The sequence below is a fragment of the Bradyrhizobium sp. WSM1417 genome (assembly GCF_000515415.1).
Taxonomy (GTDB): Bacteria; Pseudomonadota; Alphaproteobacteria; order Rhizobiales; family Xanthobacteraceae; genus Bradyrhizobium.
The window spans coordinates 3,741,923-3,768,896 of record NZ_KI911783.1; the positions used below are offsets into that span (position 1 = coordinate 3,741,923).

At 64.6% G+C, this 26,974-nt stretch carries 23 protein-coding genes; 13 read left to right on the top strand and 10 right to left on the bottom strand.

The window, feature by feature from the left end:
* The first annotated feature begins 210 nt into the window (after positions 1-210).
* On the top strand, positions 211-2,742 hold the full coding sequence (locus BRA1417_RS40565; RefSeq protein WP_035968623.1) for a cation-translocating P-type ATPase: 2,532 nt from the start codon (positions 211-213) through the stop codon (positions 2,740-2,742).
* Between the two features lie 556 nt (positions 2,743-3,298).
* Here BRA1417_RS40565 and BRA1417_RS0117940 read toward each other — a convergent pair.
* The 3 genes from BRA1417_RS0117940 to BRA1417_RS0117950 are packed head-to-tail and all read right to left on the bottom strand — an operon-like array spanning position 3,299 to position 7,349.
* Complete coding sequence (locus tag BRA1417_RS0117940) at positions 3,299-4,894, bottom strand: MBL fold metallo-hydrolase (RefSeq protein ID WP_027516957.1); 1,596 nt, start codon at positions 4,892-4,894, stop codon at positions 3,299-3,301.
* Positions 4,891-5,811, bottom strand: a complete 921-nt coding sequence (locus BRA1417_RS0117945) for a ribose-phosphate diphosphokinase (RefSeq protein ID WP_027516958.1) — start codon at positions 5,809-5,811, stop codon at positions 4,891-4,893. Before BRA1417_RS0117945 ends, BRA1417_RS0117940 begins: the two co-directional genes overlap by 4 nt.
* Positions 5,808-7,349 carry a thymidine phosphorylase family protein gene (locus BRA1417_RS0117950; RefSeq protein ID WP_027516959.1) on the bottom strand — a complete coding sequence of 514 codons (1,542 nt, stop codon included), beginning with the start codon at positions 7,347-7,349 and terminating at the stop codon, positions 5,808-5,810. Before BRA1417_RS0117950 ends, BRA1417_RS0117945 begins: the two co-directional genes overlap by 4 nt.
* A gap of 260 nt (positions 7,350-7,609) precedes the next feature.
* Here BRA1417_RS0117950 and BRA1417_RS0117955 point away from each other — a divergent pair, with 260 nt between their 5' ends.
* Positions 7,610-9,055 (top strand): hypothetical protein, encoded by a 1,446-nt coding sequence (locus BRA1417_RS0117955; RefSeq protein WP_027516960.1) that lies wholly within the window; start codon positions 7,610-7,612, stop codon positions 9,053-9,055.
* Between the two features lies 1 nt (position 9,056).
* On the opposite strand, the gene BRA1417_RS0117960 is transcribed toward BRA1417_RS0117955, so the two are convergent.
* The 7 genes from BRA1417_RS0117960 to BRA1417_RS0117990 all read right to left on the bottom strand — a co-directional run bounded on the left by BRA1417_RS0117960 (position 9,057) and on the right by BRA1417_RS0117990 (position 14,653).
* Positions 9,057-9,740 (bottom strand): class I SAM-dependent methyltransferase, encoded by a 684-nt coding sequence (locus tag BRA1417_RS0117960; RefSeq protein WP_027516961.1) that lies wholly within the window; start codon positions 9,738-9,740, stop codon positions 9,057-9,059.
* Positions 9,741-9,748: 8 nt separating this feature from the next.
* Positions 9,749-10,744 carry a glycosyltransferase family 2 protein gene (locus BRA1417_RS0117965; protein ID WP_027516962.1) on the bottom strand — a complete coding sequence of 332 codons (996 nt, stop codon included), beginning with the start codon at positions 10,742-10,744 and terminating at the stop codon, positions 9,749-9,751.
* A gap of 175 nt (positions 10,745-10,919) precedes the next feature.
* Complete coding sequence (locus tag BRA1417_RS0117970; RefSeq protein ID WP_035969419.1) at positions 10,920-12,482, bottom strand: hypothetical protein; 1,563 nt, start codon at positions 12,480-12,482, stop codon at positions 10,920-10,922.
* A gap of 184 nt (positions 12,483-12,666) precedes the next feature.
* The gene (locus BRA1417_RS0117975) at positions 12,667-12,831 is read right to left on the bottom strand and encodes a Flp family type IVb pilin (RefSeq protein ID WP_027516964.1); all 165 of its coding nucleotides are present in this window, start codon (positions 12,829-12,831) and stop codon (positions 12,667-12,669) included.
* A gap of 190 nt (positions 12,832-13,021) precedes the next feature.
* Positions 13,022-13,204, bottom strand: a complete 183-nt coding sequence (locus BRA1417_RS0117980) for a hypothetical protein (protein ID WP_027516965.1) — start codon at positions 13,202-13,204, stop codon at positions 13,022-13,024.
* 171 nt (positions 13,205-13,375) lie between these two features.
* Positions 13,376-13,612, bottom strand: a complete 237-nt coding sequence (locus BRA1417_RS0117985) for a hypothetical protein (RefSeq protein ID WP_027516966.1) — start codon at positions 13,610-13,612, stop codon at positions 13,376-13,378.
* 57 nt (positions 13,613-13,669) lie between these two features.
* A complete protein-coding gene (locus tag BRA1417_RS0117990) occupies positions 13,670-14,653 on the bottom strand; it encodes a Ku protein (protein ID WP_027516967.1) in 984 nt (327 codons plus the stop codon).
* A gap of 230 nt (positions 14,654-14,883) precedes the next feature.
* Here BRA1417_RS0117990 and BRA1417_RS44820 point away from each other — a divergent pair, with 230 nt between their 5' ends.
* From BRA1417_RS44820 to BRA1417_RS0118045, 11 genes are all read left to right on the top strand, one after another.
* Positions 14,884-15,039 (top strand): hypothetical protein, encoded by a 156-nt coding sequence (locus BRA1417_RS44820; RefSeq protein WP_007593402.1) that lies wholly within the window; start codon positions 14,884-14,886, stop codon positions 15,037-15,039.
* 231 nt (positions 15,040-15,270) lie between these two features.
* Positions 15,271-15,942: a response regulator transcription factor gene (locus BRA1417_RS0118000; protein ID WP_027516968.1), complete on the top strand. Its 672-nt coding sequence runs from the start codon at positions 15,271-15,273 to the stop codon at positions 15,940-15,942.
* Positions 15,943-16,063: 121 nt separating this feature from the next.
* A complete protein-coding gene (locus BRA1417_RS0118005) occupies positions 16,064-17,440 on the top strand; it encodes a sensor histidine kinase (RefSeq protein WP_027516969.1) in 1,377 nt (458 codons plus the stop codon).
* A 160-nt stretch (positions 17,441-17,600) separates the two neighbouring features.
* Positions 17,601-19,001 carry a hypothetical protein gene (locus BRA1417_RS0118010; protein WP_027516970.1) on the top strand — a complete coding sequence of 467 codons (1,401 nt, stop codon included), beginning with the start codon at positions 17,601-17,603 and terminating at the stop codon, positions 18,999-19,001.
* A 100-nt stretch (positions 19,002-19,101) separates the two neighbouring features.
* Positions 19,102-19,371, top strand: coding sequence for a hypothetical protein (locus tag BRA1417_RS0118015; RefSeq protein WP_007593394.1), 270 nt, complete (start codon positions 19,102-19,104; stop codon positions 19,369-19,371).
* Positions 19,372-19,502: 131 nt separating this feature from the next.
* Positions 19,503-20,618, top strand: coding sequence for a c-type cytochrome biogenesis protein CcmI (ccmI, locus tag BRA1417_RS0118020; protein WP_027516971.1), 1,116 nt, complete (start codon positions 19,503-19,505; stop codon positions 20,616-20,618).
* 37 nt (positions 20,619-20,655) lie between these two features.
* Positions 20,656-21,183 (top strand): cytochrome c maturation protein CcmE, encoded by a 528-nt coding sequence (gene ccmE, locus BRA1417_RS0118025; RefSeq protein ID WP_027516972.1) that lies wholly within the window; start codon positions 20,656-20,658, stop codon positions 21,181-21,183.
* Positions 21,180-23,162, top strand: coding sequence for a heme lyase CcmF/NrfE family subunit (locus BRA1417_RS0118030; RefSeq protein ID WP_027516973.1), 1,983 nt, complete (start codon positions 21,180-21,182; stop codon positions 23,160-23,162). The genes ccmE and BRA1417_RS0118030 overlap by 4 nt, the downstream gene beginning before the upstream one ends.
* Positions 23,163-23,166: 4 nt before the next feature.
* Positions 23,167-23,646 carry a cytochrome c-type biogenesis protein gene (locus BRA1417_RS0118035; RefSeq protein WP_027516974.1) on the top strand — a complete coding sequence of 160 codons (480 nt, stop codon included), beginning with the start codon at positions 23,167-23,169 and terminating at the stop codon, positions 23,644-23,646.
* Positions 23,647-23,788: 142 nt separating this feature from the next.
* On the top strand, positions 23,789-25,132 hold the full coding sequence (locus tag BRA1417_RS0118040; RefSeq protein ID WP_027516975.1) for a methyl-accepting chemotaxis protein: 1,344 nt from the start codon (positions 23,789-23,791) through the stop codon (positions 25,130-25,132).
* 221 nt (positions 25,133-25,353) lie between these two features.
* Entirely contained in the window at positions 25,354-26,937 is a 1,584-nt protein-coding gene (locus BRA1417_RS0118045; protein WP_027516976.1) for a Do family serine endopeptidase, read from the top strand.
* The last annotated feature ends 37 nt before the right edge of the window (positions 26,938-26,974 follow it).

Genomic DNA, 26,974 nt, shown 5'->3' on the forward strand with positions numbered 1-26,974 from the left:
CACGGCGCGATGCCCGAGCAGGTAGGGTCAGCCATGCAGGACGGCCGTGCCGCCCCTTCTGTCAGGTCGATGCTTGACGCAGGTCAAGCCGGCCGCCGGTCGTCGCATGGCATGATGGCCGCGGTGGTGATGATGATGACACACCACATCTTTCCATGAATTCCCGGGGACCCGGATGAGCTTCCAATATCTGTTGTTTGATCGCTGGCGATGCAGGGGCTGACCGCGTCCGAAGCGTTGGCCCGGCTCAAGGCCGAAGGCTTCAATGAGTTGCCTCCGACGGGCGGGCGCACGATCGGGGGCCTCATCCTCGACGTTCTGCGTGAGCCCATGCTGCTGTTGCTGCTGGCCGGCGGGGTGATCTATTTTGTCCTGGGCGATCTCGGCGAGGCCTTGCTGCTCCTCGTCCTTGCGTCGATCTCGATTGTCATCACCATCGTGCAGGAAGCGCGCACCGAACGCGTGCTCGAATCGTTGCGGGATCTGACCAGTCCCCGCGCGCTTGTGATCCGCGCAGGCGAACGCATCCGTATTCCCGGCCGCGAGGTCGTTCGCGGCGACCTGATTGTGCTCTCCGAGGGGGACCGCGTGGCGGCCGACGCCAGCGTCGTTCAATGCGACGATCTGCTGCTGGATGAATCGCTGCTGACGGGGGAGTCCGTTCCGGTCCGAAAGCAGGCAAGTCCCGCTCTCGAACAGCCGCGCACGCCGCATGCCGGCGGTGACGACCAGCCGTTTGTGTTCTCCGGCACGCTGGTGGTGCGGGGCAGCGGCGTGGCCGAAGTCCTGTCGACCGGAATCCGGAGCGAGATCGGCAAGATCGGACAATCGCTCAGTGCCTTGGTGACGGAAACGCCACGCCTGCAGCAGCAGACCACGCGCCTGGTGACGATGTTTGCCATTGCCAGCGCCTTCGTCATCGCGTTGACCGTACTCCTCTACGGAATCTACCGCGGCGGCTGGCTGGAGGGCGTGCTGGCAGGCATCGCGCTTGGCATGTCGATGCTTCCCGAGGAGTTTCCCGTCGTGCTGACGGTGTTCCTCGCCATGGGCGCCTGGCGCATCTCACAGGCTCGCGTGTTGACGCGGCGCGCCTCGGCGATCGAATCGCTGGGCGCAGCAACCGTGCTCTGCACGGACAAAACGGGCACGTTGACGGAGAACCGCATGACGGTCGCGCGCCTGGTGCTGCCCGGCGGCACGCAATACACGCCTGGCGCCGCGGCGCGCCCTGAACCTGGGTTCGATCCGCTGATCGAAACCGGGGTTCTGGCCTGCGTTCCGGAGCCGTTCGATCCCATGGAAAAAGCGTTGCATTCGCTCGGACCCGGCACAGGGACCGGCCGACAGCTCGTGCAGAGCTACGGGTTGCGTCACGACCTCCTCGCGATGTCGAACGTATGGCGGGGAAGCGGTGACGAATGCGTTGTCGCAGCAAAGGGGGCACCGGAAGCGATCGGCTCGCTGTGCGCAATGAGCGCGGAAGAGCTGTCTGAATTGCGGGCACGTGTCGATGCTCTCGCTCGGGAAGGGCTTCGCGTGCTTGGCGTGGCGCGAGCGGCTTGCGCGGAGACGTCTCTTCCCGAGACACAACGCGGCTTTGCTTTCCGCTTCTGCGGCCTGACCGGTTTTGCGGATCCACTGCGGCCGCAAGTCGAGGGCGCCGTTGCCGAATGCCGCTCTGCAGGCATTCGTGTCGTCATGATCACTGGCGACTATCCGGCGACCGCATCTGCGATCGCGACGCGGGCGGGCCTCGATCCCCGGCGCGTCCTGACCGGAGCGGATGTCGAAAGCATGACCGATGCCGAACTCGCCCGGGCGGCGCGCGAACAAACCGTCTTTGCCCGAATTGCGCCGGCTCAGAAACTGCGCATCGTCAATGTGCTCAAGGGCGCCGGCGAAATCGTCGCCATGACGGGCGACGGCGTCAACGACGCGCCCTCGCTGAAGGCTGCCCATATCGGCATTGCCATGGGCGGGCGCGGCACCGACGTGGCGCGCGAAGCGTCTTCGATCGTTCTGCTCGACGACGATTTCGGCTCGATCGTGAAGGCGATTCGGCTCGGCCGCCGGATCTATGACAACCTTCGCAAGGCGATGAGCTTTATCCTCGCGGTGCATGTTCCGATTGCGGGGCTTGCGCTGTTGCCGCTGCTGACCGGGATGCCGCTGCTGTTCGGGCCGGTCCACATTGCGTTTCTCGAAATGATCATCGATCCCGTCTGCTCACTGGTTTTCGAGGCCGAGACCGAAGAGCGCGACGTGATGCGGCGGCCGCCACGCGCGCCGGACGAGCCGCTGCTGCCAAGGTCCCTGCTGGTCTGGTCGGCGCTGCAGGGCGGTCTTGCGCTGGCCCTGACCGGCGGCATGATGGTGATGGCGAATAGCTACGGCATGCCGGAGAAGGAGGTGCGGGCGCTGACGTTCTTCTCGCTGGTGCTGGTGATCGTGAGCCTGATCTTCGTCAACCGCTCGTTCTCGACATCGCTTGTCGAAGCCTTCACCAGGCCGAACCGGACACTGGCCGTCATTGTCGTGTTCGTGACCGCCGTGCTCGCCCTGAGCCTTGCTTGGCCGCCTGCTGCGGAGCTGTTTCGGTTCGGCCCGCTGCATGCCGACGATCTCGCCGTCACGGTGGCGGCGGCGGTGGCTTCCCTGGTGTTGCTGGAACTGTCGAAATACCCGTTGCGCCATCGCTGGCCTGCCAGAGCCCCTAGCCCGCACGAAAGTTTGCCCTGACAACGGCAGACAAACGTCTATTTGCAGTTCTTGCAGATCGTCAGCTTTCTCTTCAACAAGTCGTCTTCCTGATCGACCGATGACCGGCTGGCGCTATCCGGATTGGACCTGGAGCCCTTTGCTGCGCGTGACCTCACGGGCGGCATCTCCTGACTTGACGTATCGTTGTCGTCGCTGACGCCTGCGCTGAAGCCATCGTAATCGGCGGCCGGATCAGGCGCGGGCGAGGCATTGGGCGGAGCAATTGAAACCGGGGGCCTGATCGAAGTCTGTCCTGTCGCGCCGTCGTGCGGCCATGTGCCGGCAAACATGAGTCCGAGAGCCAAGAGCGCCGCGCTTCTCATTCGCATCCTTCAATCAGCTCTGGTTCATCGATTGGCAGGTTGGCTCATCGAGCCACGGTATGCCGAAGACTATCAGGACTCGCATTGCCGTCAAAGCGCCGTAGCGCATCCTCGTCATTGCTTCGTCGCAAGGACTCCCCGCAGTGACGCGATTGGGCAGGGGGCTTTGTCGCCAAACGTCATCGTGTCCGGCTATTCGTCCCAGCGTCCAGCTATCCATTCTCCTGCAGCGCCCGCCGCAGCCTTCGGATGATGACGCCGCGGGCGCGGTCGTCGGCGGCGGCTGCGACGCGGTCGTTGATGTCGAGCATGAGTTCCGACATCTCGTTGTGCCAGTCGAGACGGGTTACGGCTTCCGGCGTCAGCCTGCGTCGATGGTCGACATCGAGCACGCGCGGATCGGGGGTCGAGAGCTCATAGACGTCGTCCAGCATCGGCTGATAAATCTTCCCCGCCGGAAGGATACGTTCGGCGACGCGCTCGGCAAGACCCGCAATCGCGTTCTCTTCGCCATGGATCAGGAACAGGCCGCGCGCGATCGGACGGCGCGCAGCGATCCAGCGGGCGATGCCGGCGCCGTCGGCATGTCCGGAATATTCGTCGATCATCCGGATCCGCGCCGCGACCCGGATCTCCTCGCCCTGGATCCGCACCGCCTTGGTGCCGTTCTGGAGGAACCGGCCGAGCGTGCCGTTGGCCTGGAAGCCGGTGAGCAGCACGGTCGCATGCGCGTTCCACAGCCAGTGCTTCAGATGATGGCGGATACGGCCGGCATCGCACATGCCGCTGGCCGCGATGATGATGTGAAAGCCGGAGAGCCGCATGATCGCCTTGCTCTCGGCCACCGTCTCGGTGAACTTGAGATGCGGCGAGTTAAGCAGACGGTTGGCATCGACGGTCTGATCGAGGCTCGTCGCGTTCTGCCGGAACACCTCGGTTGCATGGATCGCGAGCGGAGAATCCAGGAAGATCGGCTCTGCCGGAATCTCGCCGCGCTCCATCAGATCGACAAGGTCGACGATCAGTTCCTGGGTGCGCTCGACTGCGAAGGCAGGGATGAGCAGGGCGCCCTTGGCGGCCGCGGCATCGCGGACCTCGGTCGCAAGATGCTGCCGGCGCTGCTCCGGCGTCGTGACGGCACGCACGCGGTCGCCATAGGTTGACTCGGACATGACGTAGTCGAGGTCCGACGGCGCCTGCGGATCGGGCTGGAGCAGCTTAGCCTCGGGGCCGACGTCGCCGGAGAGCAGCACGCGCAATGGGCGCGTTGCACCCGCATCGGCAAATTCGAGCTCGATCGAGGCGGACCCGAGCAGATGGCCCGCGTTCCAGTAGCGCGCGCGAACGCCGGATATCACGTCGATCCAGCGTTCATAGTCGACGGGACGGAACGATTGCAGCGTTGCGAGCGCGTCTGCTTGCGTGTAGATCGGCTCGACCTCCTTCCGGCCACGCGCCGCGTTGCGCCGGTTGAGTTGTGCAACTTCGGACTCCTGGATGTTGCCGGCGTCGGGTAGCATCCAGGAGCAGAGGTCGATCGTGCCCCGCGTCGCCAGGATCGGCCCGCCAAATCCCTCGCGGACGAGCTTTGGCAGCAATCCGCTGTGGTCGATATGGGCGTGCGTGAGAAGCACCGCATCGATATCGGCGGGCCGGAAGGGAAACCCGCTGTAGTTGAGCTCCTTGAGCGTCTTCTGCCCCTGGAACAGACCGCAATCGACCAGGAAGCGGCCAGAGGCGGTCTGGAAAAGATAGCTCGAGCCAGTCACGGTGCGGGCGGCGCCGCAAAATCGAACGGTGATGCTCATGTTGTCGTCTCCGGCAAAGGTGTCTGGCTCAGTTCGGACCGCAGGGCGGCCGCGAGAGTCTCGTCGAGCGCGATCGCGTTGGTCGGATGCGGCACGCTGTCGGTCGAGCGGATGGAGCGGATGCCGGCGTCGCTGAACGCCGCGACCATTTCGGGCGGAAAGAGGGCATGCGTCACGATTGCGTCTATGCCGGTCGCACCTGCGGCCTCGAGCGCCTTCGCCGCAACCATCAGTGTGGCTCCGGAAGAGATGATGTCGTCAACCAGCAGCGCCGGGCGACCGGAGAGCAGGCCGGGATCGGCAAACTCGATTTGCACGGAACGATCGCCGTGACGCATCTTCCGGGCAACGGTATGCTGCAATTGGAGCCGCCGGGCGAGATCGCTCACCCATGGCTCGGATTCGGAATCGGGGCCGATCACGACGGTGGCCGGATCGACTCCAGTCTTTGCGAGGGTGTCCGCAATCGCCGGCATAGCGGACAGATTTTCCGCCTCGATGCCTGGAAACACGAGCTCGATCTTGGCCGTGCGGTGCAAGTGCGCGTCGACCGTGACGACACGATCGACGATTCCTGCAAGGAGCCGGCCGACGGCGTGCTGGCTGATCGCTTCGCCGGGATGAAACGCCGCGTCCTGCCGCATGTAACACAGATACGGCGCCACCAGGACCAAGCGCTTTGCGCCCGCGCGTCGCAGTGCTTCACAGGCCAGCAGCAAGGCGATGAGCTTCTCGTTGGGCTGGTCCAGCGCGGCGTAGAGGATAACCGTGTCCGCGAGCGGGCCGATCGTGATACGCAGTTCGCCGTCTGGGAAATGGTGAAGATCAATGTCCTCGCAGGCAAGCCCGAGCTTCGTCGCCAGCCGCGCTGCCGCACCCGTGGCCGAGGGCAGGCTCTGGAACCCGATCGTGCTCACGGCGCGGTCCCGCCTTGGAGGGTATCCCGATCTTTGATGGCGTACCCGGCGTCGGCAGCGGTCGCAGTCGCCGCGAGATCGTACTCCGGCTGGTCGAAGGTGTAGACGCGGTAGAGCGGCTCGCCCTGCTCGACCCGGTCGCCGATCTTCTTGAACAGCCGAATGCCGGCGCCCTTGTCGAGCGGCGCGCCGGCGGTGCGTGCCAGGCGATTGAGTCGCAGGCAGTCGATCTCGGTGACGACGCCGTCGTGCGCGGCCTTGATGTCAAACGAGAGATGGCCGAGCTCGGTGCTGCAATTCGAGGGGCCCTGGGCGTCGATGATCCTCTGCATCTGCTTCAGCGCCGCTCCGTTATCGAGCAGCTCGCGGGCCCGCGCATAGCCTGCGCCGCCGCGCAGCTTCGGATCGTGTTCCAGAAGATGGGCAGCGAGGCGCAATGATTTCTCGCGCAGGTCGCGCGGGGCATCCGGGTCATTGCCGAGCACGGCCATCACGTCGTTGGCCTCGAGCACCGGCCCGATGCCGTTGCCGATCGGCTGGCGGCCGTCGGTTGTGATCACTTCGACCGTGCGACCGAAGCGGTCGCCGACGAATTCGAACATTTTTCGCAGGCGCATCGCTTCGACGGCGCTGGTGACCTTCGCCGTCGGTCCGACAGGAATGTCGATCAACAGGTGCGTCGAGCCAGCCGCGATCTTCTTGGACATGATGGATGCGACCATCTGCTCGCGGGTATCGAGACTGAGCGGGCGTTCGACCGAGATCAGGACGTCGTCGGCGGGCGATAAATTCACGTGTCCGCCCCAGATCAGGCATCCATTGCAGGTCGAGACGATCGCCTTCATCTCCTCGACCCCGACATTCACCCGCGCCAGCACCTCCATCGTGTCGGCGGTCCCAGCCGGCGAGGTGATGGCGCGCGAGGACGTCTTGGGGATCGGCAGGCCGTGCGCGGCGACGATGGGTACGACGACCATCGAGGTGCGATTGCCGGGAATGCCGCCGATGCAATGCTTGTCGACGACGATCGGGTCCGGCCACACCAGTTGCGTGCCGGCCTCGGCCATCGCAGCGGTAAGAGACAGGAGTTCATCACTCGTGATGAAGCTCGCCGAGCCGATCAGGAATGCGGCGATCTCCATGTCGGAGTAGCGGTAATGTGCGAGATCATCGATGATCGCGCCGATTTCGGCGCGACTCAGCGTTCGTCCGCGAATTTTGGCGCGCACCGCCTCCAGGCTCTCCGGAGGGGAGGCGGGCGTGACCATGACCAGCGTGCCGGCGGCTTGCGCGAAACGCCGGAACGCAGGCTCGGAGAGGCCGATCTCGTCGGGGGCGGCCAGTGCGTCGTCGTCAGTGATCAAGAGCGTCGCGAGCAGCACCTTGCCGTCGAGACGAAGCTCGACCCGACTGAACCCGCGAAAGATGTCCGCACGCAGCGCCTTCGACCGCCTGGAAATGACGACGACGTTCTCGCGGCCGGTATCGAGATTGACACGGCGGATCTTGAGTTGGGGACGTGAGAGGTCTGGATGCATGAAGGGGCCGGCAGGAAGGCGGGGGCTCCATGTTTACCGGCCGCTGTATTCATGCACTTGACGCAGATCATGTCCGACGCCCTGGCCGGGCATCGAGCTCGGGTCGCCTCGCGGTGACGAGCAGCAGGCGGGCTGCAGACTGCGATCTCGAACGCACGCCAGGAATATGGTTCATAAATGGTAATCGTCCGCCGCGCACTCCTCAGTCGCCGTGAACGTCAAAGAGGAATTTAACGCTTGGGCCCTAACTTGCGCTCGCCATGAGTGACCAGGCCGTCCACAGCGAGGTTCAACCGTTTTCGGCGCGTGCGGCGCTCCCCTGGCTGGTGAGCCTTGGCGTCTATGTCCTGCTGCTGATCCTTGGACCGCGGCTGCTCAATGATCCCGATAGCTATTCCCACATCGAGGTCGGGCGCTGGATCATCGCGCACGGCACGCTGCCGGCGAGCGACCCATTTTCTTTTTCGAGGCACGGCGCCCCCTGGATCACCTTCGAATGGCTCTCGGAGATCATCTACGCCGGAGCCTACGCGCTTGCCGGCTGGCAGGGCGTCCTGGTCCTCGCCGCCGCGGCGATAGCGCTCGCCTTTGGCCTGTTCACGTTCTTCCTGCTGCGCGAGCTTTCGCCGGCCCAGACGCTGCTCATGGTGATCGTGGCCGTGATCCTGTTGGCGCCGCATATGCTGGCGCGGCCACATGTGCTGGTGCTGCCGCTGATGGTGACCTGGGCGGCTGCCCTGGTACGCTCCATGGATCGTGGAGGGCCCCCGCCGTACTGGGCTCTTCCGCTGCTGGTCGTGTGGGCCAATCTGCACGGCAGTGTGGTGCTGGCGCTTGGACTGATCGGCCCTGCGGGGCTCGAGGCGCTGCTGCGCGAGAAGCGCAGCGAATGGCCACGCGTATTCCTGCGTTGGCTCCCATTCACCGCGCTCGCGGTCGCGGCGTCCTGCCTGACACCCCACGGGCCGGAACCGCTGCTGATGCCGCTGACCACGCTCGGCCTCGGCCCCGCGCTCGGTTGGATCGCGGAATGGCGGCCGCAGGATTTCAGCCACATAGGTATCTTCGAGTTGCTGCTGCTGGCCGGCATCTTCGCGCTCTCGCGTGGCGTGACGCTGCCGGTCGTGCGGGCCTTGGTCGTGATCGGCTTGCTGCATTTCGCCCTGGCCCAGATCCGCAATGCGGATCTGCTGGCCATGCTGGCGCCGCTCTATCTGGCGGCTCCGCTGGGGCGGACGTTCGGCGGACGGATTGCGGAGGATGCTGCGGGCTCGTCGCGCGGTCTGAACCTGGCCGCGCTCGGTGTATTGATCGTGGTGAGCGGGGCGACGCTGGCCCGTGATATACGGCCGGCTCCGGCCATTACCCCCCAGGCTGCCATCGCTGAAGCCACGCTCGCCACGGCGGGGCCTGTGCTCAACGATTATTCCTTCGGTGGCTATTTGATCTTTGCCGGCATTCCCACCTTTATCGACGGTCGCGGTGAACTGTACGGGGGAGCGTTCATCAACCGCTACAATCGCGCCCTGGCGCTGGTCGATCTCGGCGACTTTCTCAAGTTGCTCGACGAATACAACATCGCCGCGACGCTGCTCGCGCCGGGGACGCCGGCGATAGCGATGCTGGACCGGCTGCCCCAATGGCAGCGCGTCTACAGCGACGACGTGGCGGTCGTGCACAAGCGGCGAGATATGCCGCAAAGATAGATCAAGCGGTCCCGTAGGCGGCGTATTGGCCGCCGAGCGGCACGCCGCTCAGGGTCGCTTCGAAGCGCCGCGCCGGCTTGGTGTTCCAGGGCAGCAGCAGGAAATGGCGCGCACCGATCTCGCGCAAGCCGCCGGCAGCCATCAATTTTTGGGTTGTGCCGGCCCCGAGCAAGATGGCGTCCCGGTCGAACTCACAACGCGCGACGGCAAGGCGGGTCAGCGGGTTGTATGGATTGTGCTCGATGACGCAGACGAGTCCACCGGGGCGGGTCACGCGCCGCATCTCCGCGATGAATTGCGCCCATTCGGTCGGCACGACGTGGTGCAGCACGCAGACGGCCGTGACCAGATCGAAGCTGGCATCGTCGAATGGAAAGGTGCGGCCGTCAAACTCACGGTAGTCGACCCTGCCATTATCGGCGCGTGCCTGCGCTAGGCTGGCCGACGAAACGTCGATACCGCTCAAGCGGCCGACCATCCCGTGCAGCAGCGGATGAAGGCTGCCGACGCCGCAGCCGACGTCCAGCATGTCGGGCCTCTCCGTGTCGAGCCGCTGCGCGATCAGATTGCCCAGCAGATCGGCCTTGGCGCGCATGAAGAAATGATGCGGCAAACCGGAGAAGGCGATCGAGGATTGGACCACGTCACGGTAGTTGTCGTGATAACCGTCGAAGAGCTCGGTCATGCGCTGGGTCACTCGTTGACGGCGTGGATCGCGGGCGCGGCCGCCGCCTCGTTGCCGTCGAAGCCGGCGCGCGTCTGCACCACGTAGAGCGGGCGACGTTTCACCTCGGAATGGATGCGGCCGACGTAAAGCCCCACGATGCCCGTCATCAGCATGTTCATTCCACACAGCAGGGACACGACGACGATCGTCGAGGACCAGCCGGTCACAAGATGACTGTCGTTGCTGAGCCACAACAGGATCACCCAGCCGCCATAGAGCAGGGCCAGACCCGAGACCGTCAATCCGCACCAGATTGCGAGCCGCAAGGGCAAATCGGAAAAGCCAAGCGCGGCGTTCATCGCGAGCCGCACCATCTTGAACAGCGGATATTTGGTCTCGCCCGCTGCACGCTCGAGGCGGTGAAAGGTGACCTCGGCCTGCCGGAAGCCGAGCCAGGCGATCATGCCGCGTACGAAGCGGTCCTGCTCCGGCATCTGCCGAAGCGCGTCGAGCACCTTTCGATCGATCAGGCGGAAGTCGCCGACATCGGCGGGGATGCCGACCGAGGACATTCTGCCGAGAAGCCGGTAGAACAGATGCGCGGTTGCGCGCTTGAATCGGCTTTCGCCGTCGCGCGAGAGGCGGCGGGCATGGACGATGTCGTTGCCTTCCTGCCATTTTGCGATCAATTGCTCGATCACTTCGGGCGGATCCTGCAAGTCGGCATCCATGACGATGATCGCTTCACCCTGCGCGACGTCCATGCCGGCGGTGATGGCGATCTGATGCCCGAAATTTCGCGACAGGCCGATATAGCGAAAGCGCGGGTCTCGCGTGGCGAGCGCCTGTAGCACGATCGAGCTGGAATCACTGCTGCCGTCGTCTACGAAGATTGCTTCTGCCGGCCCGTCGAGCCGGGACAAGACCAGGTCGAGCCTGCGCAGCAGCACCGGCAACACGGCTTCCTCGTTGAACACGGGGATGACGAGGCTGTAGCGGATCGACTGGAAATTGGCCGCCATGCGAGAGAGTCCAACTCGTTGCAGGAGCGGAAGTCTATGCCGGCGGTGGTTAAGGTCGCCTTGCCACAACCATTAAGGATATGGGGCACCGGGGCTGGCTTCGAAAAGGCGGTGCGAATGGTGATGCCCGATTAACCACGCTGGGCAGCCGCGGCTTTGGCCCAGGACTTGCGACTTAGGACTTGCGGTGGATTTTGTAGAGAACAAATCGCTCCGAAGTATCCAGCGATTCCAGCAGATACGGCAGCGGGTTTGGGGCCTGCGGCCCGAGGACGTAGAGATAGTCGTAATCCTGGTGCCAGGTGCGAACGAACGGCGGAACGCCAGCCGGCGGCCGGCTTGCCGCAATCGCGGCAAGCACGCCGAGCGGCACCGGGCCCCCGTAGGGAATGGCAAGACGGCGTACGTCCTCGCGGGCTCGCACGGGCTGCTTGCCCGCTTCCGTGAAGAGATTGGGCACGAACGCGCTGGCATAGTGCACGGCGAGCGTCGGCGCATAGTACATCGGATATGAGGTGAGGTCGGCGAAGGGCGGGTCTCCATTGTCGTCCGTGCTGGCGACGAGGATGCGCGAGCCGCGATCGATCTTGTGGAACGACTGGATGATGGCCGCATAGTCGGTGCGGTAAGGCAACCACACTGCGAGCACGACGGCGAGATTGATCAGTATGACGCCACTGATCGCTGCGAGCGCTGCCATTCTCCATGCCCGGCTGGGCAGCGTCAGCGAGCAGAAAGCCGGCAGGATCAGAGCCGCAGCGGGGATCACGCGCAGGTCGACGAACGAGGTTCCGAACAGCTTCGAGGGAATGACGACGTAGAGCAGCGCGAAGCCGATCGCGAGCCAGATTCCGGCTGCTTCGAGCTTGAGGACGCCGCGTCTTGCGGCGAAGAACAGCGAGATCATCAGCGTAAGCCCGGTCGCCGCCGCGACCGTCAAATTGTAGCCGTTCATGATGCGCAACGGCCAGATCGGCTTGAATCCGAGAAACCAGCTCGTTCCTTCGCTTCCGATCGATCCCGCCGTCATGCGCATGATCCCAAACAGGGCAAGCGCCGGTATGGCCAACGCGGCGAGCCGCGCGGCGGCGACACCGTACGATATTCGCCCATGGCGGATGCGCGAGAGCTCGTAAAGGCCGAGCGTCGCGCCGTAGATGCCGAGGGAGAAGAAATGCGCCGCAAACAGCGCAGCGACGAAGGCCATGTTGACGACGAAACGCAGTGGCCATGGGCGTTCGGCGAGCATCAGGTAGACGGCGATCCCGCAGAGAGCGAGGCCCAGTCCGAACTCGAAATTCACGAAGCCCCAGCTGAACGGCAGACAGTAAAGGAACGCGAGCGCCGCAAAGCCGGCGAGATGGACCCGTCCCTTCCGGGCCCATTCGAGCAAGAGCGCGCCCCCGACGATCAGCAATTGACTCAGGAGCAGAAACAGCCGCGTGGCGTTCTCGACGCCGATCAGCCGCGCCATTTGCGGGACCAGCAGATCCATTCCAAGGTTGGGATAGAATGCCCAGACCACCTCGTAATGCGGATTGGCGTTGGGAGTGCCGTTCTGGCTCAGAATATACATCCGGGCGAGGTGATTGGGATAGTCGACCATCGCGGGGATAGGGGTCAGCAGCACCGGAAGAAACGACACGGTCGCCAGGACAGCAAGAACGGTGATCGCTAGCGATCGGTCCGAGCCAAGACGAGCCCGGATTGTCGAGGTCGGCTTCTCGGAAGGAATCATGTCATCGGGCCGCTGGAGTTCGAGCTTACGCTCTACGACGGCGCAGCCGCCGGACACAACGCCATAATGCGAACTTCGCGAAAATCAAGCTGGGGTCGCCGCCGCATCGGAAGGAGGAGCCCGTCATCCAGCGCGCTGCACGCGGACTCGTGCCGATGAGATTGCGGCGCGCCGGCTATGCCGGCTACTTCACCGCCGCGCTGATCGAGTTGAATTTGCCGCTCAGGAGTGCGCCGCCGGTGTTGTTCACAGCCGTGATGATCGCGAGCGCGATGCCGGTGGCGATCAGACAATACTCGATGGCGGTGGCACCATTTTCGTCGGCAAGAAATGACTTGAGCAAAGTCATCGTCAACTCCTGTTCATCCGTCCAACGTAGGCTGGTGCCGTTTTCGGAATGGTAAATTGATTCACTAATCTTTCGGGGCGCGTCAAAACGCAGGTAGATGGTCCTCACCTGCCGTTTGATATGGTGTCATCGATTGACTTAAGGTTTCGTCACCCAATTCGGACGCATTTGGCGATATCGTCATCCCGTCTCAGGACGAGATCTGGCGTTCCGGCGCGGCCTTGTCGGGGCGTTTCAGCACCGTTGCCAAGCGTCCGACGAGATAGCTCACCACCCACGGCTGCGCCCGCGCGGACCTGCCGGCGAGGCGTTCTTCCTCGGCCGTGTCGTTGACGATGCCGATGTAGTTCTTTCTGGCGTCCTGCTGCTGCACGAGCCTGCAAATCCCGGGTTCGATCGAGGCGCGACCATGCTGCGTGAAGCGGGAACCGTCGGTTAATTTTGTCTTCCGTACGATTACGTATCGTTTCGTCCCCGCGCGGCAGGCGGGTGCAGAAATCGATGGTCAGCTTAACGGATTGTTGAGCCTGTTAGGGTGCCGGGCTCACTCGCGCCGACCATCCGCATTCAGCGCCCGCAACACGGCGATGCGGGCGAACATCATCCAGCCGCCGCCGGTCTCGGCCGCGTTGATCAGGGTTTCGATCGCGGTCTGCCAGTGGCTCGCATGCTGCGTATCCTCGGGCAGCCGCATGATGTAATCGGCAGCTTCTTGCAGCGTCCGCAGCTTGCGCCCGCCACGTAACGAAATGGGGTCGTCGAACGCGGTCGACCAGGGCATGTCAGGTCGGCCGATCGACGAGGGGAGGCATCACGGCTTCGTCGCTGTGCGATGCTTCTAGCCGGCCTTCTTCGCCCGCGCCGGCGCGCGCACTGGCTTGTCGGCCTTCTTGGGAGCGGCTTTCGCAGCAGCGTCCTTGCCGCCCTTGCCGGCGATCGGCAGCAGCATCTCGCGCTGGCCTTCGACGCGCTTCTTCGGCTTCTTGCCCTTGACGGCGTCTTTGGTCACGTCCTTGGTCACCTTCGCCGCGGGGCTTGCGTCCTTCTCGTTCGCGATGCTCTTCTTCAGCGCGTCCATGAGATTGATGACGTTGCCGCCTGTCTTGGGCGCGGCCTTCGCGGCGATGGGCGCACCGCTGCGCTTCTTGTTGATGAGGTCGATCAGCGCGCTCTCGTAATGGTCCTCGAACAGCTCGGGCTCGAACGCGCCGGACTTCTTCTCGACGATGTGCTTTGCGAGGTCGAGCATGTCCTTGGTCAGCTTCACGTCCTGGATGTCGTCGAAATAGTCTTTCTCGCCGCGCACCTCATAGGGGTAGCGCAGCAGCGTCCCCATCAGGCCGCTCCCGAGCGACTCCAGCGCGATGATGTGCTCGCGGTTGGTCAGCACCACGCGGCCGATCGCGACCTTGTCCATGCTCCGGATCGTCTCGCGGATCACCGCAAAGGCGTCGTGGCCGACCTTGCCATCGGGCACGAGATAATAGGGGCGGATCAGATAGCGGCTGTCGATGTCGGTCTTCGGTACGAATTCGTCGATCTCGATCGTGTGGGTGGACTCCAGCGCGATGTCGTCGAGCTCGTCCTTGGTGACCTCGATATAGGTGTCGGTGTCGACCTTGTAGCCCTTGACGATGTCCTCCGAGGTCACCTCGTCACCGGTCTGGGCGTCGACCTTGAGGTACTTGATCCGGTGGCCGGTTTTGCGGTTGATCTGGTTGAACGAGACCTTCTCGGTATCCGAAGTGGCCGGATAGAGCGCGACCGGGCAGGTCACGAGCGACAAACGCAGAAAACCCTTCCAATTGGCGCGGGGGGCCATGGGCTACTCCAAACGCAACGGGGACAGAAGACGAAGATACCATCGGGGAACAACGAATCATAGCAAGGCGGATCGGTGAATCTTGCAACTGCGTTAACCGGCCACCCGGCGCGCGGTTGCAACCTGATCGGGCCGCAAAGGCCGGAACATCATATCCCATCATGCGTTGGCACGAGACATTCCGCCGCGAGGAGTCGCGGCCATCGACGACAGCCAGAATTGAGGTCACCATGGCAACCACGCGAGACCAACGTCAGATCGTGGAAACTCCGACCGAGGCGCGCCAGGGCGAGCCTGGGCCGTCGGTGGCGGCGCTGCTCGCCATATCCACCGGGCTCGCAATCCTGATCCTCGCGGTCATCTGGTTCGTGTTCTTCCGGACCTGATCGGGCAGATCGACCGGACGGTTCGCACCTTCCGACTCGCCGCGTAACGCGGCACATTGCGCCCGCCACGCCGCCGGTTCGTCCGGTGGCCTGGCGGGCGCAACGCGTTTAGCGCGAACAGGTCGGATATGACCAAAAAGTAACGCGGCCGGTTCCCCGTGTTCATATTCAGTTCACGCCGGAATTGCTCATCTGTGCGGGTGTTCATGCGGCCTAATTCTGGAGAGAAGCGTGCGCCTGCTCGTCGTTGAGGACGACCCCGATCTCAATCGCCAGCTCACCAAGGCGCTGACCGACGCCGGCTATGTCGTCGATCGCGCCTTCGACGGGGAGGAGGGGCATTATCTCGGTGACAACGAGCCCTACGACGCCGTGGTGCTCGACATCGGCCTGCCGAAGAAGGACGGCATCTCGGTGCTGGAAGCCTGGCGGCGCAACGGCCGCACCATGCCGGTCCTGATCCTCACCGCGCGCGACCGCTGGAGCGACAAGGTCCAGGGCTTCGATGCCGGCGCCGACGACTATGTCGCAAAGCCGTTCCACCTGGAGGAGGTGCTGGCGCGCATCCGCGCGCTGCTGCGCCGCTCCACCGGCCACGCCCAGAGCGAGCTGAGCTGCGGCCCCGTCACGCTCGATACCAGGACCGGCCGGGTCAGCGTATCAGGCAATCCCATCAAGATGACGTCGCACGAATATCGGCTTCTGGCCTACCTGATGCATCATTCGGGGCGCGTCGTGTCCCGCACCGAGCTGGTCGAGCATCTCTACGACCAGGACTTCGACCGCGACTCCAACACCATCGAGGTCTTCGTCGGCCGCATCCGCAAGAAGCTCGACGTCGACATCATCCAGACTGTCCGTGGCCTCGGCTATCTCCTGACGCCGCCGACCCCCGGCACTTGAAGCGTGGTGTCTCGAACGATCTTGTCTAGACGTATCTTGGCTTGACGGGCGGCTCGGCAGGGGCCTTGTTCGGGTCATGAGTTCCGATGCCATGCCACCCCGCGCCTCCGGGATCATTCCGATGCCCGCCAGCTCGCTCGCGAACCGCCTGTTCCTGTCGGCGACCGCGTGGCTCGTGGTGATCCTGGCCATCACCGGCGTGGTGCTGTCGTCGGTCTACAAGAACGCCACGGAGCGCGCCTTCGACCGCCGGCTCAATCTCTATCTCCGCACACTGATCGCCGAGGTCGCCACCCCCGACGAGCCGCCGGACCGCCAGTTCCAGTCGCTCGGCGAGCCTCTGTTCGAGCTGCCGCTGTCCGGCTGGTACTGGCAGATCACGCGGACCGACACCGAAAAGCCGGAGGTGCGCTCGTCGCGCTCGCTCTGGGACAAGAAGCTGCCGAAGCTGGAAGAGCAGGGCACCGAGCTTACCGCCGCCGGCATCCGGATCGCTTATGTCGACGGTCCCGAGGGACAGAACCTGCGCATGGTGGAGCGACCGGTCGATCTCGGCGCAGACGGCAAATTTCTTGTCAGTGTCGCCGGCGACGACACCGAGATTTTCGACGAGACGCGCAGTTTCGACTACTACCTTGGCGGCACCTTCACCGCGCTCGGCATCGTGTTGCTGCTGACGACCGTGTTCCAGGTCCGCTTCGGTCTCGCGCCGCTCAAGCGCATCTCCGAATCCATCGCCGACATCCGGTCCGGGCGGGCCGAGCGGCTCGAGGGCGAGTTCCCGGTCGAGATCGCGCCGCTAGCGCGCGAGACCAACGCGCTGATCGACGCCAATCGCGAGATCGTCGAGCGCGCCCGCACCCATGTCGGCAACCTCGCCCACGCCATCAAGACGCCGCTCTCGGTCATCGTGAACGAGGCCGGCGCGCATGCCGCCGATCCGTTCGCGGCCAAGGTGATGGAGCAGGCAGACGTGATGCGCGACCAGGTCGCCCATCATCTCGAGCGCGCGCGCATCGCCGCGCGGGTCTCGGTCGTCGCGACGGTGACGGAGGTTGCACCGGCCATCGAGGCATTGCGGCGGACCATGGAGAAGATCCACCGCGGCCGCGGCATCGTGGTCGAGGCCGAGGCCGATCCGTCGGCGAAATTTCGCGGCGAGCGGCAGGATTTGGAGGAGATGGTTGGCAATCTCGTCGACAACGCCTGCAAATGGGCGGCCTCGCGGGTCTTCATCGAAGTTCTGGTGGAGGTGGCGCATCAGGCGAGCGCCGGTCCGCGGCTGCATATCATCGTCGACGACGACGGCCGCGGCCTGTCGGAGGCCGAGCGTACTCAGGTCTCACGGCGCGGCCAACGGCTCGACGAGTCCAAGCCCGGATCGGGGCTGGGGCTGTCGATCGTGACCGAGCTCGCTGCGCTCTACGGCGGCAGCGTCTCACTCGGCCGTGCGCCGACCGGGGGCTTGCGGGCGGAGCTGGTCCTCCCCGGGGTATAATCCCTTGTTCCGACGCGACTATTGGACTTGCAGCAGCATACCCATCGGGACGAAACCAGGTATTCGGAGCGACTTCCTAAACGGCTTCTTAAGTGGGCTCACCTATGATCGAGCAGGACGGAACCCACGTCCGCCAATTTATCGTTCATTACCCGGGCGCATGAGCCAGACATCGATCGAGCGGCTGAGGGACTATCTCGCACAGCTCCCGCCGCAGGCGCAGGCGCTGCTGATGCGGGAGTTCGAGCGCGCGCTCGAGCGCGGCCAGGACACGGCCGTGGCGACCCTCGTGCTCGACCAGCTGCGCAAGATCGTCCGTAAGACCGAAGCCGACGCCGCCCCACCGCCGCGTACGGACGATCTGTCGCGGCTGCTGTTCCAGGTGCTGGAACCATTCCTGGTCGAAGCGGGTGCCCCGATCCGGGCCGGGCAGATCCGCCGCTCTTCGCTGGCTCCGATCTGGCAATGGCTCGGCCGCGACGGTGCTCCGGCCAAGCTGAGCGAATTCGAGGCGGCGCTGGCACGCATGCCGGCCGACAGCGCAGGGCAAGTCGAAGCGCTGGCCTCGAAGCTCCAGGCGGTTGCCGCGGATGCCATCTTCGAGCTGACGGGGCCGGGCGGGGGTGACAAATCGCGTGCGCTCGCCCGCGTCGGTCCGCCCAACGTGATCGAGGATCTCTATTCGACCGGGGCGGTCCTCGCGGTCCGCGAGGCTATCGCCACCCTGAACGAGAAGCTGCCGCGCTCTTTGCGCGCCTTCAGCGACGCCCAGATCGCCTCCGTGACTGCCGCGCTCAACATTCCCGTCCTCCAGACGCCGCAGATGCTGCCTTTCGCGCTTTCCATCGTCATGCAGCGGATGACCGCGCCGTGGCAGATCATCCGCCTCGCCATCAAGATTGCCGCGTCCGACGACGAGATCCGTGTCGCGGCAACGCCCTATGGCGTCGCCGTCACGATGGCGCTGCATGATCTGTCCTGCGTGGCCGCCATCCTGCGCATGGACATCAAGCGCGGCCATTTCGACAATGTCGCCGGCAATCTCAAGACGCTGCACGACGGCGTCCGGGGCCTGCGTACCGAGCTCGACCTGCGCAACGATTCCGCCTGGGGCAAGCAGTTGACGTCGATCCGGGCCGACATCTCCAACGCGCTGCAATCCGAGATCGACAGTGTGCCTGGCCGCGTCCGCCGCATCCTGCGCCAGCGTGCCGAGAAGGACATTCCGCCGGGCGCGCGGATCGACAGCACCGAGGTCGAGGAAACCGTGGCGCTGATCGATTTCGTCGCGACCTGCCGCAACTATGCGAGCGAGCTTGCGATCAACGAGGTGACACTGCGCACCTATTCCGACCTCCAGCAATATGTCGAGCGTTCAACCGAGCAGTTGGTGCAGTCGCTACGCGGGGCCGATCACAAGGTCCGCACCTATCGGCAGCAGCAGGTGCAGGCCGCGATCCGCTTCTGCCAGGTGCTGTTCGGCGATGATTATGCCTCGCTGATGAGCCGCGCCGCGGAGAACGCGGCCACGGGCGAGCGCAAATCGTCGCGCGCGAGCTGATCCAGGCGCATATTTCAGCAGTCACAATTTCAGGTTGACGGTACCCATGTCGGGCCCTACGGTTGCCGTGCAAATTTTTGATATTTCTATCTGTGGGCGCATGAAATCCGTTATCAGTTCCATCGAAATCGAGAATCGCGTCGTCGTTGCCAAATATCAAAGGCTGATGGTCGGCGCGAAAGTGGTGCTGGTCGAGAAGGCAAGCGGTCGGCAGCTTCCTGAGACGGTGACCAGGGTTGCATCGCCCGTTCCGGTCGGGGCGTTGCGCATCAGATTGCCCGACGCTATCGAGCCGGGAACATACTTCCTGAAGGCCTTCAACGGGCATGGCGAGGACGCCGCTCAAAGCGCGGACTTCGAGATCGGCTAAGCCGTTGGATTTTCACCATTTCGGGACTGTGCGCGGTCGCGCCGAATTGACAATTGTCAATTGCCGCATCGTCCGGCCGTGGTGTAAAGCCACCTGTGGGCGCGGCTTGCGCGCTGCCGGAAGCTTGCCAGATGACGCTATGGTTCGTGTTCGCGCTGATGACGGTCGCGGCGATCTTCGCCGTGCTTCTGCCGCTCGGCCGTAGCGGACGCGCGCAAAATCAGGGCAGCGAGGTCGCGGTCTACAAGGACCAACTCGCCGAGATCGAGCGTGATCTTGACGCAGGGCTGATCGCAGCGCCCGAAGCTGAGGCCGCGCGCGTCGAGGTCAGCCGCAGGCTGCTCGCCGCAGCCGGCAGCGAGCCCGCAACGGCGCCGAAATCCAGCCTCAAATGGCGCCGCGCGGCGGCCGTGCTGGCGCTTGCCGGCCTGCCGCTGGTTGCGATCAGTGTCTATGTGCCGCTCGGCTCGCCCAGGCTTCAGGACTTTCCACTGGCGCAGCGGGAGCGCGGATCCGGGTCCGGCATGGCGCAGTCGCTCGAGAATCTGGTCGTCCAGGTCGAGCAACATCTGGAAAAGAATCCGACCGACGGGCGCGGCTGGAACGTGATCGCGCCCGTGCTGGAACGGCTTGGCCGCTTCGACGACGCCGTGCGCGCCTATCGCAACTCGCTCACCTACAATGGCGAGAGCGCAGAGCGCCGGTCCGATCTCGGCGAAGCGATCTCGGCCGCCGCCGGTGGCGTCGTGACCGCCGAAGCCAAGACCGAGTTCGAGCGCGCGCGCTCGCTCAGCGCCGACGACCCCAAGGCGAACTATTTTCTCGGCCTCGCCGCCGAGCAGGACGGCCGCAAGGACGACGCCGCCAATATCTGGCGCGCGCTGCTGGCGAAAGCGCCGGCGGATGCGCCGTGGCGCCCTCTGGTGCAGACCTCGCTCGCGCGGGTCGGCGGCGGTGGCGCTACGATGCCGGCGCTGTCGGATGAGACCCTCGCAGCTTCCAAGGACATGAAAGAGGGCGATCGCAATGCGATGGTTCGCGGCATGGTCGAACGGCTCGCCACGCGCCTCAAGCAGAACGGCGACGACGTCGAGGGTTGGCTGCGCCTGGTGCGCGCTTATCTCGTGATGGGTGATCGCGACAAGGCGGTGGGGGCATCGACCGATGCCCGCCAGGCGGTTGCCAACGATGCAGCGCGGTTGCGCCAGCTCGATGAAGGCCTCAAGACGCTCGGGCTCGACGGATGACCATGTCAGGACGAGACGGGCAGGGAATGGATACGCCATGACGCGCAAGCAGCGACGTATGACCATCATCGGCGGCTCGCTTGCCGTGCTCGCGCTTGCGGCCGCGCTGGTGCTCAACGCGCTGCGCGACTCCATCGTGTTCTTCTCGACGCCGACCATGGTCGCCGAGAAGCACGTCGCGCCCGGCAAGCGGTTTCGCCTCGGCGGCCTGGTGCAGCCCGGCTCGCTCCAGCGCGGCGACAATCTCGCGGTGACCTTCGAGGTCGCCGACGGCGGCGCAAAGCTTCCGGTCGCCTTCAAGGGCATTTTGCCTGATCTGTTCCGCGAAGGGCAGGGCGTCGTCGCCGAAGGCGCGCTCGACGCCGATGGCGTGTTCAAGGCCGACACCGTGCTCGCCAAGCACGACGAAACCTACATGCCCAAGGACGTCGCCGATGCCCTGAAGAAGCAGGGGCACTGGAAGGATGACTACGGCGCCAAAGCTTACGATGGCGTCAAGCCTTCCGATGGCGTCAAGCCCGCGGCCACGACCGCGCAGGGCAATTCGCAGGGAGCAGTGCGGTGATTGCGGAGTCAGGACATTACGCGCTGGTGCTGGCGCTCGGACTGGCACTGATCCAGTCCATCGTGCCCCTGATCGGCGCGCGGCTGCGCGATGATGCGCTGATGAATGTGGCGCGCTCCACTGCGCTGGCGCAGCTCTTGTTCGTCGGTGCGTCGTTCATCGCGTTGGTGATGCTGCACGTAGAGTCAGATTTCTCCGTCGTCAACGTCTACGAGAATTCCCACTCCATGAAGCCGCTGCTCTACAAGATCACCGGGGTGTGGGGAAACCATGAAGGCTCGATGCTCTTGTGGGTGTCGATCCTCGCGCTGTTCGGCGGATTGGTCGCGGCCTTCGGCAACAATCTGCCGCTGTCGCTGCGCGCGCATGTGCTGGCCGTACAGGCGTGGATCGCCAGCGCCTTCTATCTCTTCATCCTGGTGACGTCCAATCCGTTCCTGCGCATCGCCAACCCGCCGATCGAGGGACGCGATCTCAATCCGGTGCTGCAGGACATCGGTCTCGCCGTGCATCCGCCAATGCTCTATCTCGGCTATGTCGGCTTCTCGATCTCGTTCTCCTTCGCGATCGCGGCGTTGCTGGAGGGGCGAATCGATGCCGCATGGGCGCGCTGGGTGCGGCCGTGGACGCTGGTCGCCTGGATCTTCCTGACCCTCGGTATCGCCATGGGGTCGTACTGGGCCTATTACGAACTGGGTTGGGGCGGCTGGTGGTTCTGGGACCCGGTCGAGAACGCTTCGCTGATGCCGTGGCTTGCCGGCACCGCGCTGCTGCATTCGGCCCTGGTAATGGAGAAGCGCAACGCGCTGAAGGTCTGGACCATCCTCTTGTCGATCCTGACCTTCTCGCTGTCGCTGCTCGGCACCTTCCTGGTGCGCTCGGGGGTCATCACCTCGGTGCATGCCTTCGCGACCGATCCAACCCGCGGCGTGTTCATTCTCCTGATTCTCTGCCTGTTCATCGGGGGCAGCCTGTCGCTGTTCGCGGGGCGCGCGACCTCGTTGAAGCAAGGCGGCCTGTTTGCGCCGATCTCGCGCGAGGGTGCGCTGGTGCTGAACAATTTGCTGCTCACGGTCGCCTGTGCGGTGGTGCTGTTCGGCACGCTCTATCCGCTGGCGATGGAGATGCTCGCCGATTTCAAGATGTCGGTCGGTGCTCCCTTCTACAATCTCACCTTTGCTCCGCTGTTCACGCTGCTGCTGCTCGCCGTGCCGTTCGGGCCGTTACTGGCATGGAAGCGGGGCGATCTGCTCGGCGTGACGCAACGCCTGCTGGCGGCTGGCGTTGCCGGGCTTGTCGTCGCCGCTATGGTCGGGGGCTGGGCGCGCGGTGGCAGCGCGCTGGCGCCGCTCGCGATCGGGCTTGGCGTCTTCGTGATCGCCGGTGCCGTCACTGACATCGTCGAGCGCACCGGCCTCGTGCGGCTACCGTTCGCAACGGCGCTGCACCGGGCCCGCGGCCTGCCGCGCTCCGCCTGGGGCTCCGCGTTTGCGCATGCCGGCCTCGGCATCGCCCTGATCGGGATCGTCTGCGAGACCACCTGGAACAGCGAATATATCGCGACGATGAAGCAGAACGACGTCGCCCATGTCGCCGGCTATGACGTCAAGCTGGACGGCCTGTTTCAGCGCCAAGGGCCAAACTTCCACGAGATGATCGCCGAATTCAACGTCAGCAGTGACGGCGAGAAGCTCAGCGTGATGACGCCGTCCAAGCGCAGCTTCACCACTCGCGGCTCATCGACCACCGAGGCCGCCCTGCTGACGCGCGGCGCCAGCCAGCTCTACGTCTCGCTCGGCGACGCCACTGCCGAGGGCGCCATTGCCGTGCGCATCTATCACAAGCCGCTGGTGCTGCTGATCTGGTGGGGACCGGTGCTGATGGCGTTCGGCGGCGTGCTGTCGCTGTCGGACCGGCGCCTCCGGGTGGGCGCGCCGAAACCGGCGCGGGCCAAGCAGCGCCTGCAGCCGGCGGAGTGATCCAATGCGTCGGATGATGGCCGCGTTCGTCGCGCTGATGCTGCTGGCCTTGCCCGCGGCGCATGCCGTGCAGCCCGACGAGATCATGTCGGATTCGGTGAAGGAGTCGCGTGCACGCGACTTGTCGCGCGAGCTGCGCTGCATGGTCTGCCAGAACCAGTCGATCGACGATTCCGATGCGCCGCTGGCGCGCGATTTGCGGCTCCTGGTGCGCGAGCGTATCGCGGCCGGCGACAGCAATTCGCAAGTGCTCGATTTCCTGGTCGCGCGCTACGGCGAGTTCGTGCTGCTCAAGCCGCGCTTCGAGCGCCAGAACATGCTGCTGTGGCTGCTCGCGCCGCTGCTGCTGCTTGGCGGCGGCCTGGCGCTATGGCTGCAAATCCGCCGGCGCTCGCGAAATGGTGCAGATCTACCGGCTCCGCCGCTCACGCCCGACGAGGAAGCGCGGCTCGCCGCATTGATGGCGGATGAAGCCAAGTCTTAAGCTGCTTCAAGCCTTTGGCTAATTCAAATTGTCCTGGTTACGCAATGATACGTAGCTGCTTGCCACAGCATGTTTCATGCTCTGTTGACCTTTGTCTGAAAGCTTGTCGCGAGATTCGATTCCAGACTTTGAGTCCTCAATTATGTTCGCGAACAGCAATCTGACGATCCGCTTCCTGGTCGGCGCCGTCGTCGCTGCATTATTGTTCCTGCTGGGCATCGGAGGCGGCACTGGCTTCGGCGCGGTGCTCTATCTCAACAACGAGATCACCAGCCTGTCGTCGGACTTCGCCGCGCTGAGTGGTCCCGCGCACGACCACGCGATGCAGATTTACCAGCAGGCGCAGACCGCGTTCTCCTATTTTCTCGTCGCTTGCGGCGTGATTGCCGTTGTCGCCATCGCAATCTGCCTCATCACCTGGTTTGCCGTGCGCAACGGCATCCTGAATCCGCTGGCGGCGATCGTTCATGCCATGCGCGAGGTCGCCGACCAGAAGTTCGAGACGTCGGTTCCGGGTCTCGGCGGCACCAACGAGATCGGCCTGCTCGCCGGTGCATTGGAGGTGTTCAAGACCAATGGTGTGGAGCGGCGCCGCCTCGCCGAGCAGCAGCTCCACGAAGCGCAGCACCAGGCCGAGCGATCGAAATTCCTGGACGCGCGGATCAAGCGCTTCAACGATCTCGTCGCCAGCGTCGTGGACAGCGTGGCATCGTCGGCCGTGCATCTCGAGAGCAACGCCGAGACGTTGTCGCGGACGGCCAACGACACCAGCACCAAGGCCAATGCCGTGGCAAGCGCGGCGAGCCAGGCCAGCGGCAGCGTGCAGACGGTCGCGGGCTCGGCGGAGGAGATGACGAGTTCGATCGGCACGATCAGCCGCCGCGTCACGGACGCGACCCAGCGCGCCGAGGGCGCGGCGACGCAGGTCGAGAAGAGCCGCGACACCATCCACACGCTGTCGGATGCTGCCGAAAAGATCGGCGAGGTCGTGCAGCTGGTGCAGGCGATCGCGTCACAGACCAATTTGCTCGCGCTCAACGCCACCATCGAGGCGGCACGGGCTGGCGAAGCCGGCAAAGGATTTGCCGTGGTCGCCTCCGAGGTGAAGAATCTAGCGCACCAGACCAGCAAGGCGACGGAGGAGATCACGTCCCACGTCGCCAGCATCCAGGACATCACCGCACAGACGCGCGGCGCGATTGACGGCGTCTCGCAGACCTTGTCGGAAATCTCGTCCATCATGTCCGGCATCGAGATCGACACCGCCCAGCAGCGCACCGCCACGCAGGAGATCACGCGTAGCGCCCAGGACGCCGCGCGCGGCACGCTCGACGTCTCCAATCACATCGTCCAGATCACCTCGACGTCCGCCGAGACCGGCCGAATGGCCGCCGAGGCGCGGGATTCCGCGGTCGATCTGTCGCAGCAGGCCGAGACTTTGAAACGCGAGGTCGACGAATTCATCGTCAGTGTGAGGGCGAGCTGAGAGCCTTGAAAAGGGCCTGTCCGCGCCACCGCCGGAACCAGATTAAGTTCCTGTAAGACCAGGACTTTCGAGCTGCGATAAACTGCCGCATCCGCATCCGCGTTCATTACAAAAGTTTAACCCCGCCGCCAGCGCACGGTAAGGCGGCAGCCCCCATCTTCAGGTCCGTAAGGTGCCGCCGTCAGGTACCAAATGGATTTCAAGGCCCTGGAGATCTCTGCATGACCGACCGTTCCGACCTCTCGAAACTCCCGTCCTACCAGCAGCCCCGCCGGTCCGTTTTCTCGGCCCGCAAGATCGCGCTGATGGCATCGGTCGTCGCCGGCCTCGGCGCCGCCGTCTACGGCTTCGGCCCGTCGACCTCGCCGGCCGACCTGTTCTCGAGCCCGGCGCATGCACAGGTCAACAACGAGGTCCGCAAGGTTGAACGCCCGATCGGCTTTGCCGACATTGTCGAGCGCGTGAAACCGTCGGTGATCTCGGTGAAGGTCAACATGAAGGAGAAGACCGCGAGCAACGATAGCGGCGACGATGAGTCGTCGCCGTTCCAGCCGGGCTCGCCAATGGAGCGGTTCTTCCGCCGCTTCGGCGGTCCGGATGGCATCCCGGGCCTGAAGGGTGGTGGAGGTCGTGGCCGCGTCGTGCAGGGCCAGGGCTCCGGCTTCTTCATCTCTGCTGATGGCTTTGCCGTGACCAACAACCACGTGGTCGACGGCGCCGACAAGGTCGAGGTCACGACCGACGACGGCAAGACCTACACCGCCAAGGTGATCGGCACCGACCAGCGCACCGACCTCGCCTTGATCAAGGTCGAGGGCAGCTCGAGCTTCCCGTTCGCGAAGCTTGCCGACGGCAAGCCGCGGATCGGCGACTGGGTGCTCGCGGTCGGCAATCCGTTCGGGCTGGGCGGCACCGTGACCGCGGGCATCGTCTCGGCCAGCGGCCGCGACATCGGCAACGGCCCCTACGACGATTTCATCCAGATCGACGCGCCCGTGAACAAGGGCAATTCCGGCGGTCCGGCCTTCGACACCAACGGTGAGGTGATGGGCGTCAACACCGCGATCTACTCGCCTTCCGGCGGCAGCGTCGGCATCGCGTTCTCGATTCCTGCGAGCACCGTGAAGAGCGTGGTGGCGCAGCTCAAGGACAAGGGCTCGGTCAGCCGCGGCTGGATCGGCGTGCAGATTCAGCCGGTGACATCCGACATCGCCGACAGCCTTGGCATGAAGAAGGCCGAAGGCGCGCTGGTTGCCGAGCCGCAGGCGAATGGTCCGGCGGCCAAGGCCGGCATCGAGTCCGGTGACGTGATCACGTCGGTTAACGGCGAATCGGTCAAGGACGCGCGCGAGCTCGCCCGTACTATTGGCGGCTTGGCGCCTGGCGCGACCGTGAAGCTCAACGTGCTGCACAAGGGCCAGGACAAGGTGGTGAACCTCACCCTCGGCCAGCTGCCGAACACGATGGAGGCCAAGGCCGACATCGACAAGGACAGCGGCAAGGGCGCGAGCCGCGGCACCGACGTGCCCAAGCTCGGCATGACCGTGGCGCCCGCCGATTCCGTGGCCGGTGCCGGCAAGGAAGGCGTCGTGATCACCGAAGTCGATCCGAAGAGCGCTGCGGCCGAACGCGGCTTCAAGGAAGGCGACGTGATTCTCGAAGTCGGCGGCAAGAGCGTAAGCACCGCCGGCGAAGTCCGCGACGCCATCAACACGGCGCGGACCGACAACAAGAACAGCGTCCTGATGCGGGTGAAGAGCGGCGGCCAGTCGCGCTTCGTCGCCGTGCCCATCGCCAAGGGTTGAGCAAGGGCCAGGCCTCAGGAGGCCCACGAGATGAAGG

Excerpts from the sequence above, each read along its gene's own strand:
- BRA1417_RS0117940 (WP_027516957.1), bottom strand. The coding sequence starts at position 4,894 with ATGAGCATCACCGTTCGATTTTGCGGCGCCGCCCGCACCGTGACTGGC.
- BRA1417_RS0118005 (WP_027516969.1), top strand. The coding sequence starts at position 16,064 with ATGCCCGCCAGCTCGCTCGCGAACCGCCTGTTCCTGTCGGCGACCGCG.
- BRA1417_RS44820 (WP_007593402.1), top strand. The coding sequence starts at position 14,884 with ATGGCAACCACGCGAGACCAACGTCAGATCGTGGAAACTCCGACCGAG.
- BRA1417_RS0117955 (WP_027516960.1), top strand. The coding sequence starts at position 7,610 with ATGAGTGACCAGGCCGTCCACAGCGAGGTTCAACCGTTTTCGGCGCGT.
- BRA1417_RS0117985 (WP_027516966.1), bottom strand. The coding sequence starts at position 13,612 with ATGCCCTGGTCGACCGCGTTCGACGACCCCATTTCGTTACGTGGCGGG.
- BRA1417_RS0118015 (WP_007593394.1), top strand. The coding sequence starts at position 19,102 with ATGAAATCCGTTATCAGTTCCATCGAAATCGAGAATCGCGTCGTCGTT.
- BRA1417_RS0117965 (WP_027516962.1), bottom strand. The coding sequence starts at position 10,744 with ATGGCGGCCAATTTCCAGTCGATCCGCTACAGCCTCGTCATCCCCGTG.
- BRA1417_RS40565 (WP_035968623.1), top strand. The coding sequence starts at position 211 with ATGCAGGGGCTGACCGCGTCCGAAGCGTTGGCCCGGCTCAAGGCCGAA.
- BRA1417_RS0117970 (WP_035969419.1), bottom strand. The coding sequence starts at position 12,482 with ATGATTCCTTCCGAGAAGCCGACCTCGACAATCCGGGCTCGTCTTGGC.
- BRA1417_RS0117990 (WP_027516967.1), bottom strand. The coding sequence starts at position 14,653 with ATGGCCCCCCGCGCCAATTGGAAGGGTTTTCTGCGTTTGTCGCTCGTG.
- ccmE (WP_027516972.1), top strand. The coding sequence starts at position 20,656 with ATGACGCGCAAGCAGCGACGTATGACCATCATCGGCGGCTCGCTTGCC.
- BRA1417_RS0117950 (WP_027516959.1), bottom strand. The coding sequence starts at position 7,349 with ATGCATCCAGACCTCTCACGTCCCCAACTCAAGATCCGCCGTGTCAAT.
- BRA1417_RS0118040 (WP_027516975.1), top strand. The coding sequence starts at position 23,789 with ATGTTCGCGAACAGCAATCTGACGATCCGCTTCCTGGTCGGCGCCGTC.
- BRA1417_RS0118035 (WP_027516974.1), top strand. The coding sequence starts at position 23,167 with ATGCGTCGGATGATGGCCGCGTTCGTCGCGCTGATGCTGCTGGCCTTG.
- ccmI (WP_027516971.1), top strand. The coding sequence starts at position 19,503 with ATGACGCTATGGTTCGTGTTCGCGCTGATGACGGTCGCGGCGATCTTC.
- BRA1417_RS0117975 (WP_027516964.1), bottom strand. The coding sequence starts at position 12,831 with ATGACTTTGCTCAAGTCATTTCTTGCCGACGAAAATGGTGCCACCGCC.
- BRA1417_RS0117960 (WP_027516961.1), bottom strand. The coding sequence starts at position 9,740 with ATGACCGAGCTCTTCGACGGTTATCACGACAACTACCGTGACGTGGTC.
- BRA1417_RS0118045 (WP_027516976.1), top strand. The coding sequence starts at position 25,354 with ATGACCGACCGTTCCGACCTCTCGAAACTCCCGTCCTACCAGCAGCCC.
- BRA1417_RS0118010 (WP_027516970.1), top strand. The coding sequence starts at position 17,601 with ATGAGCCAGACATCGATCGAGCGGCTGAGGGACTATCTCGCACAGCTC.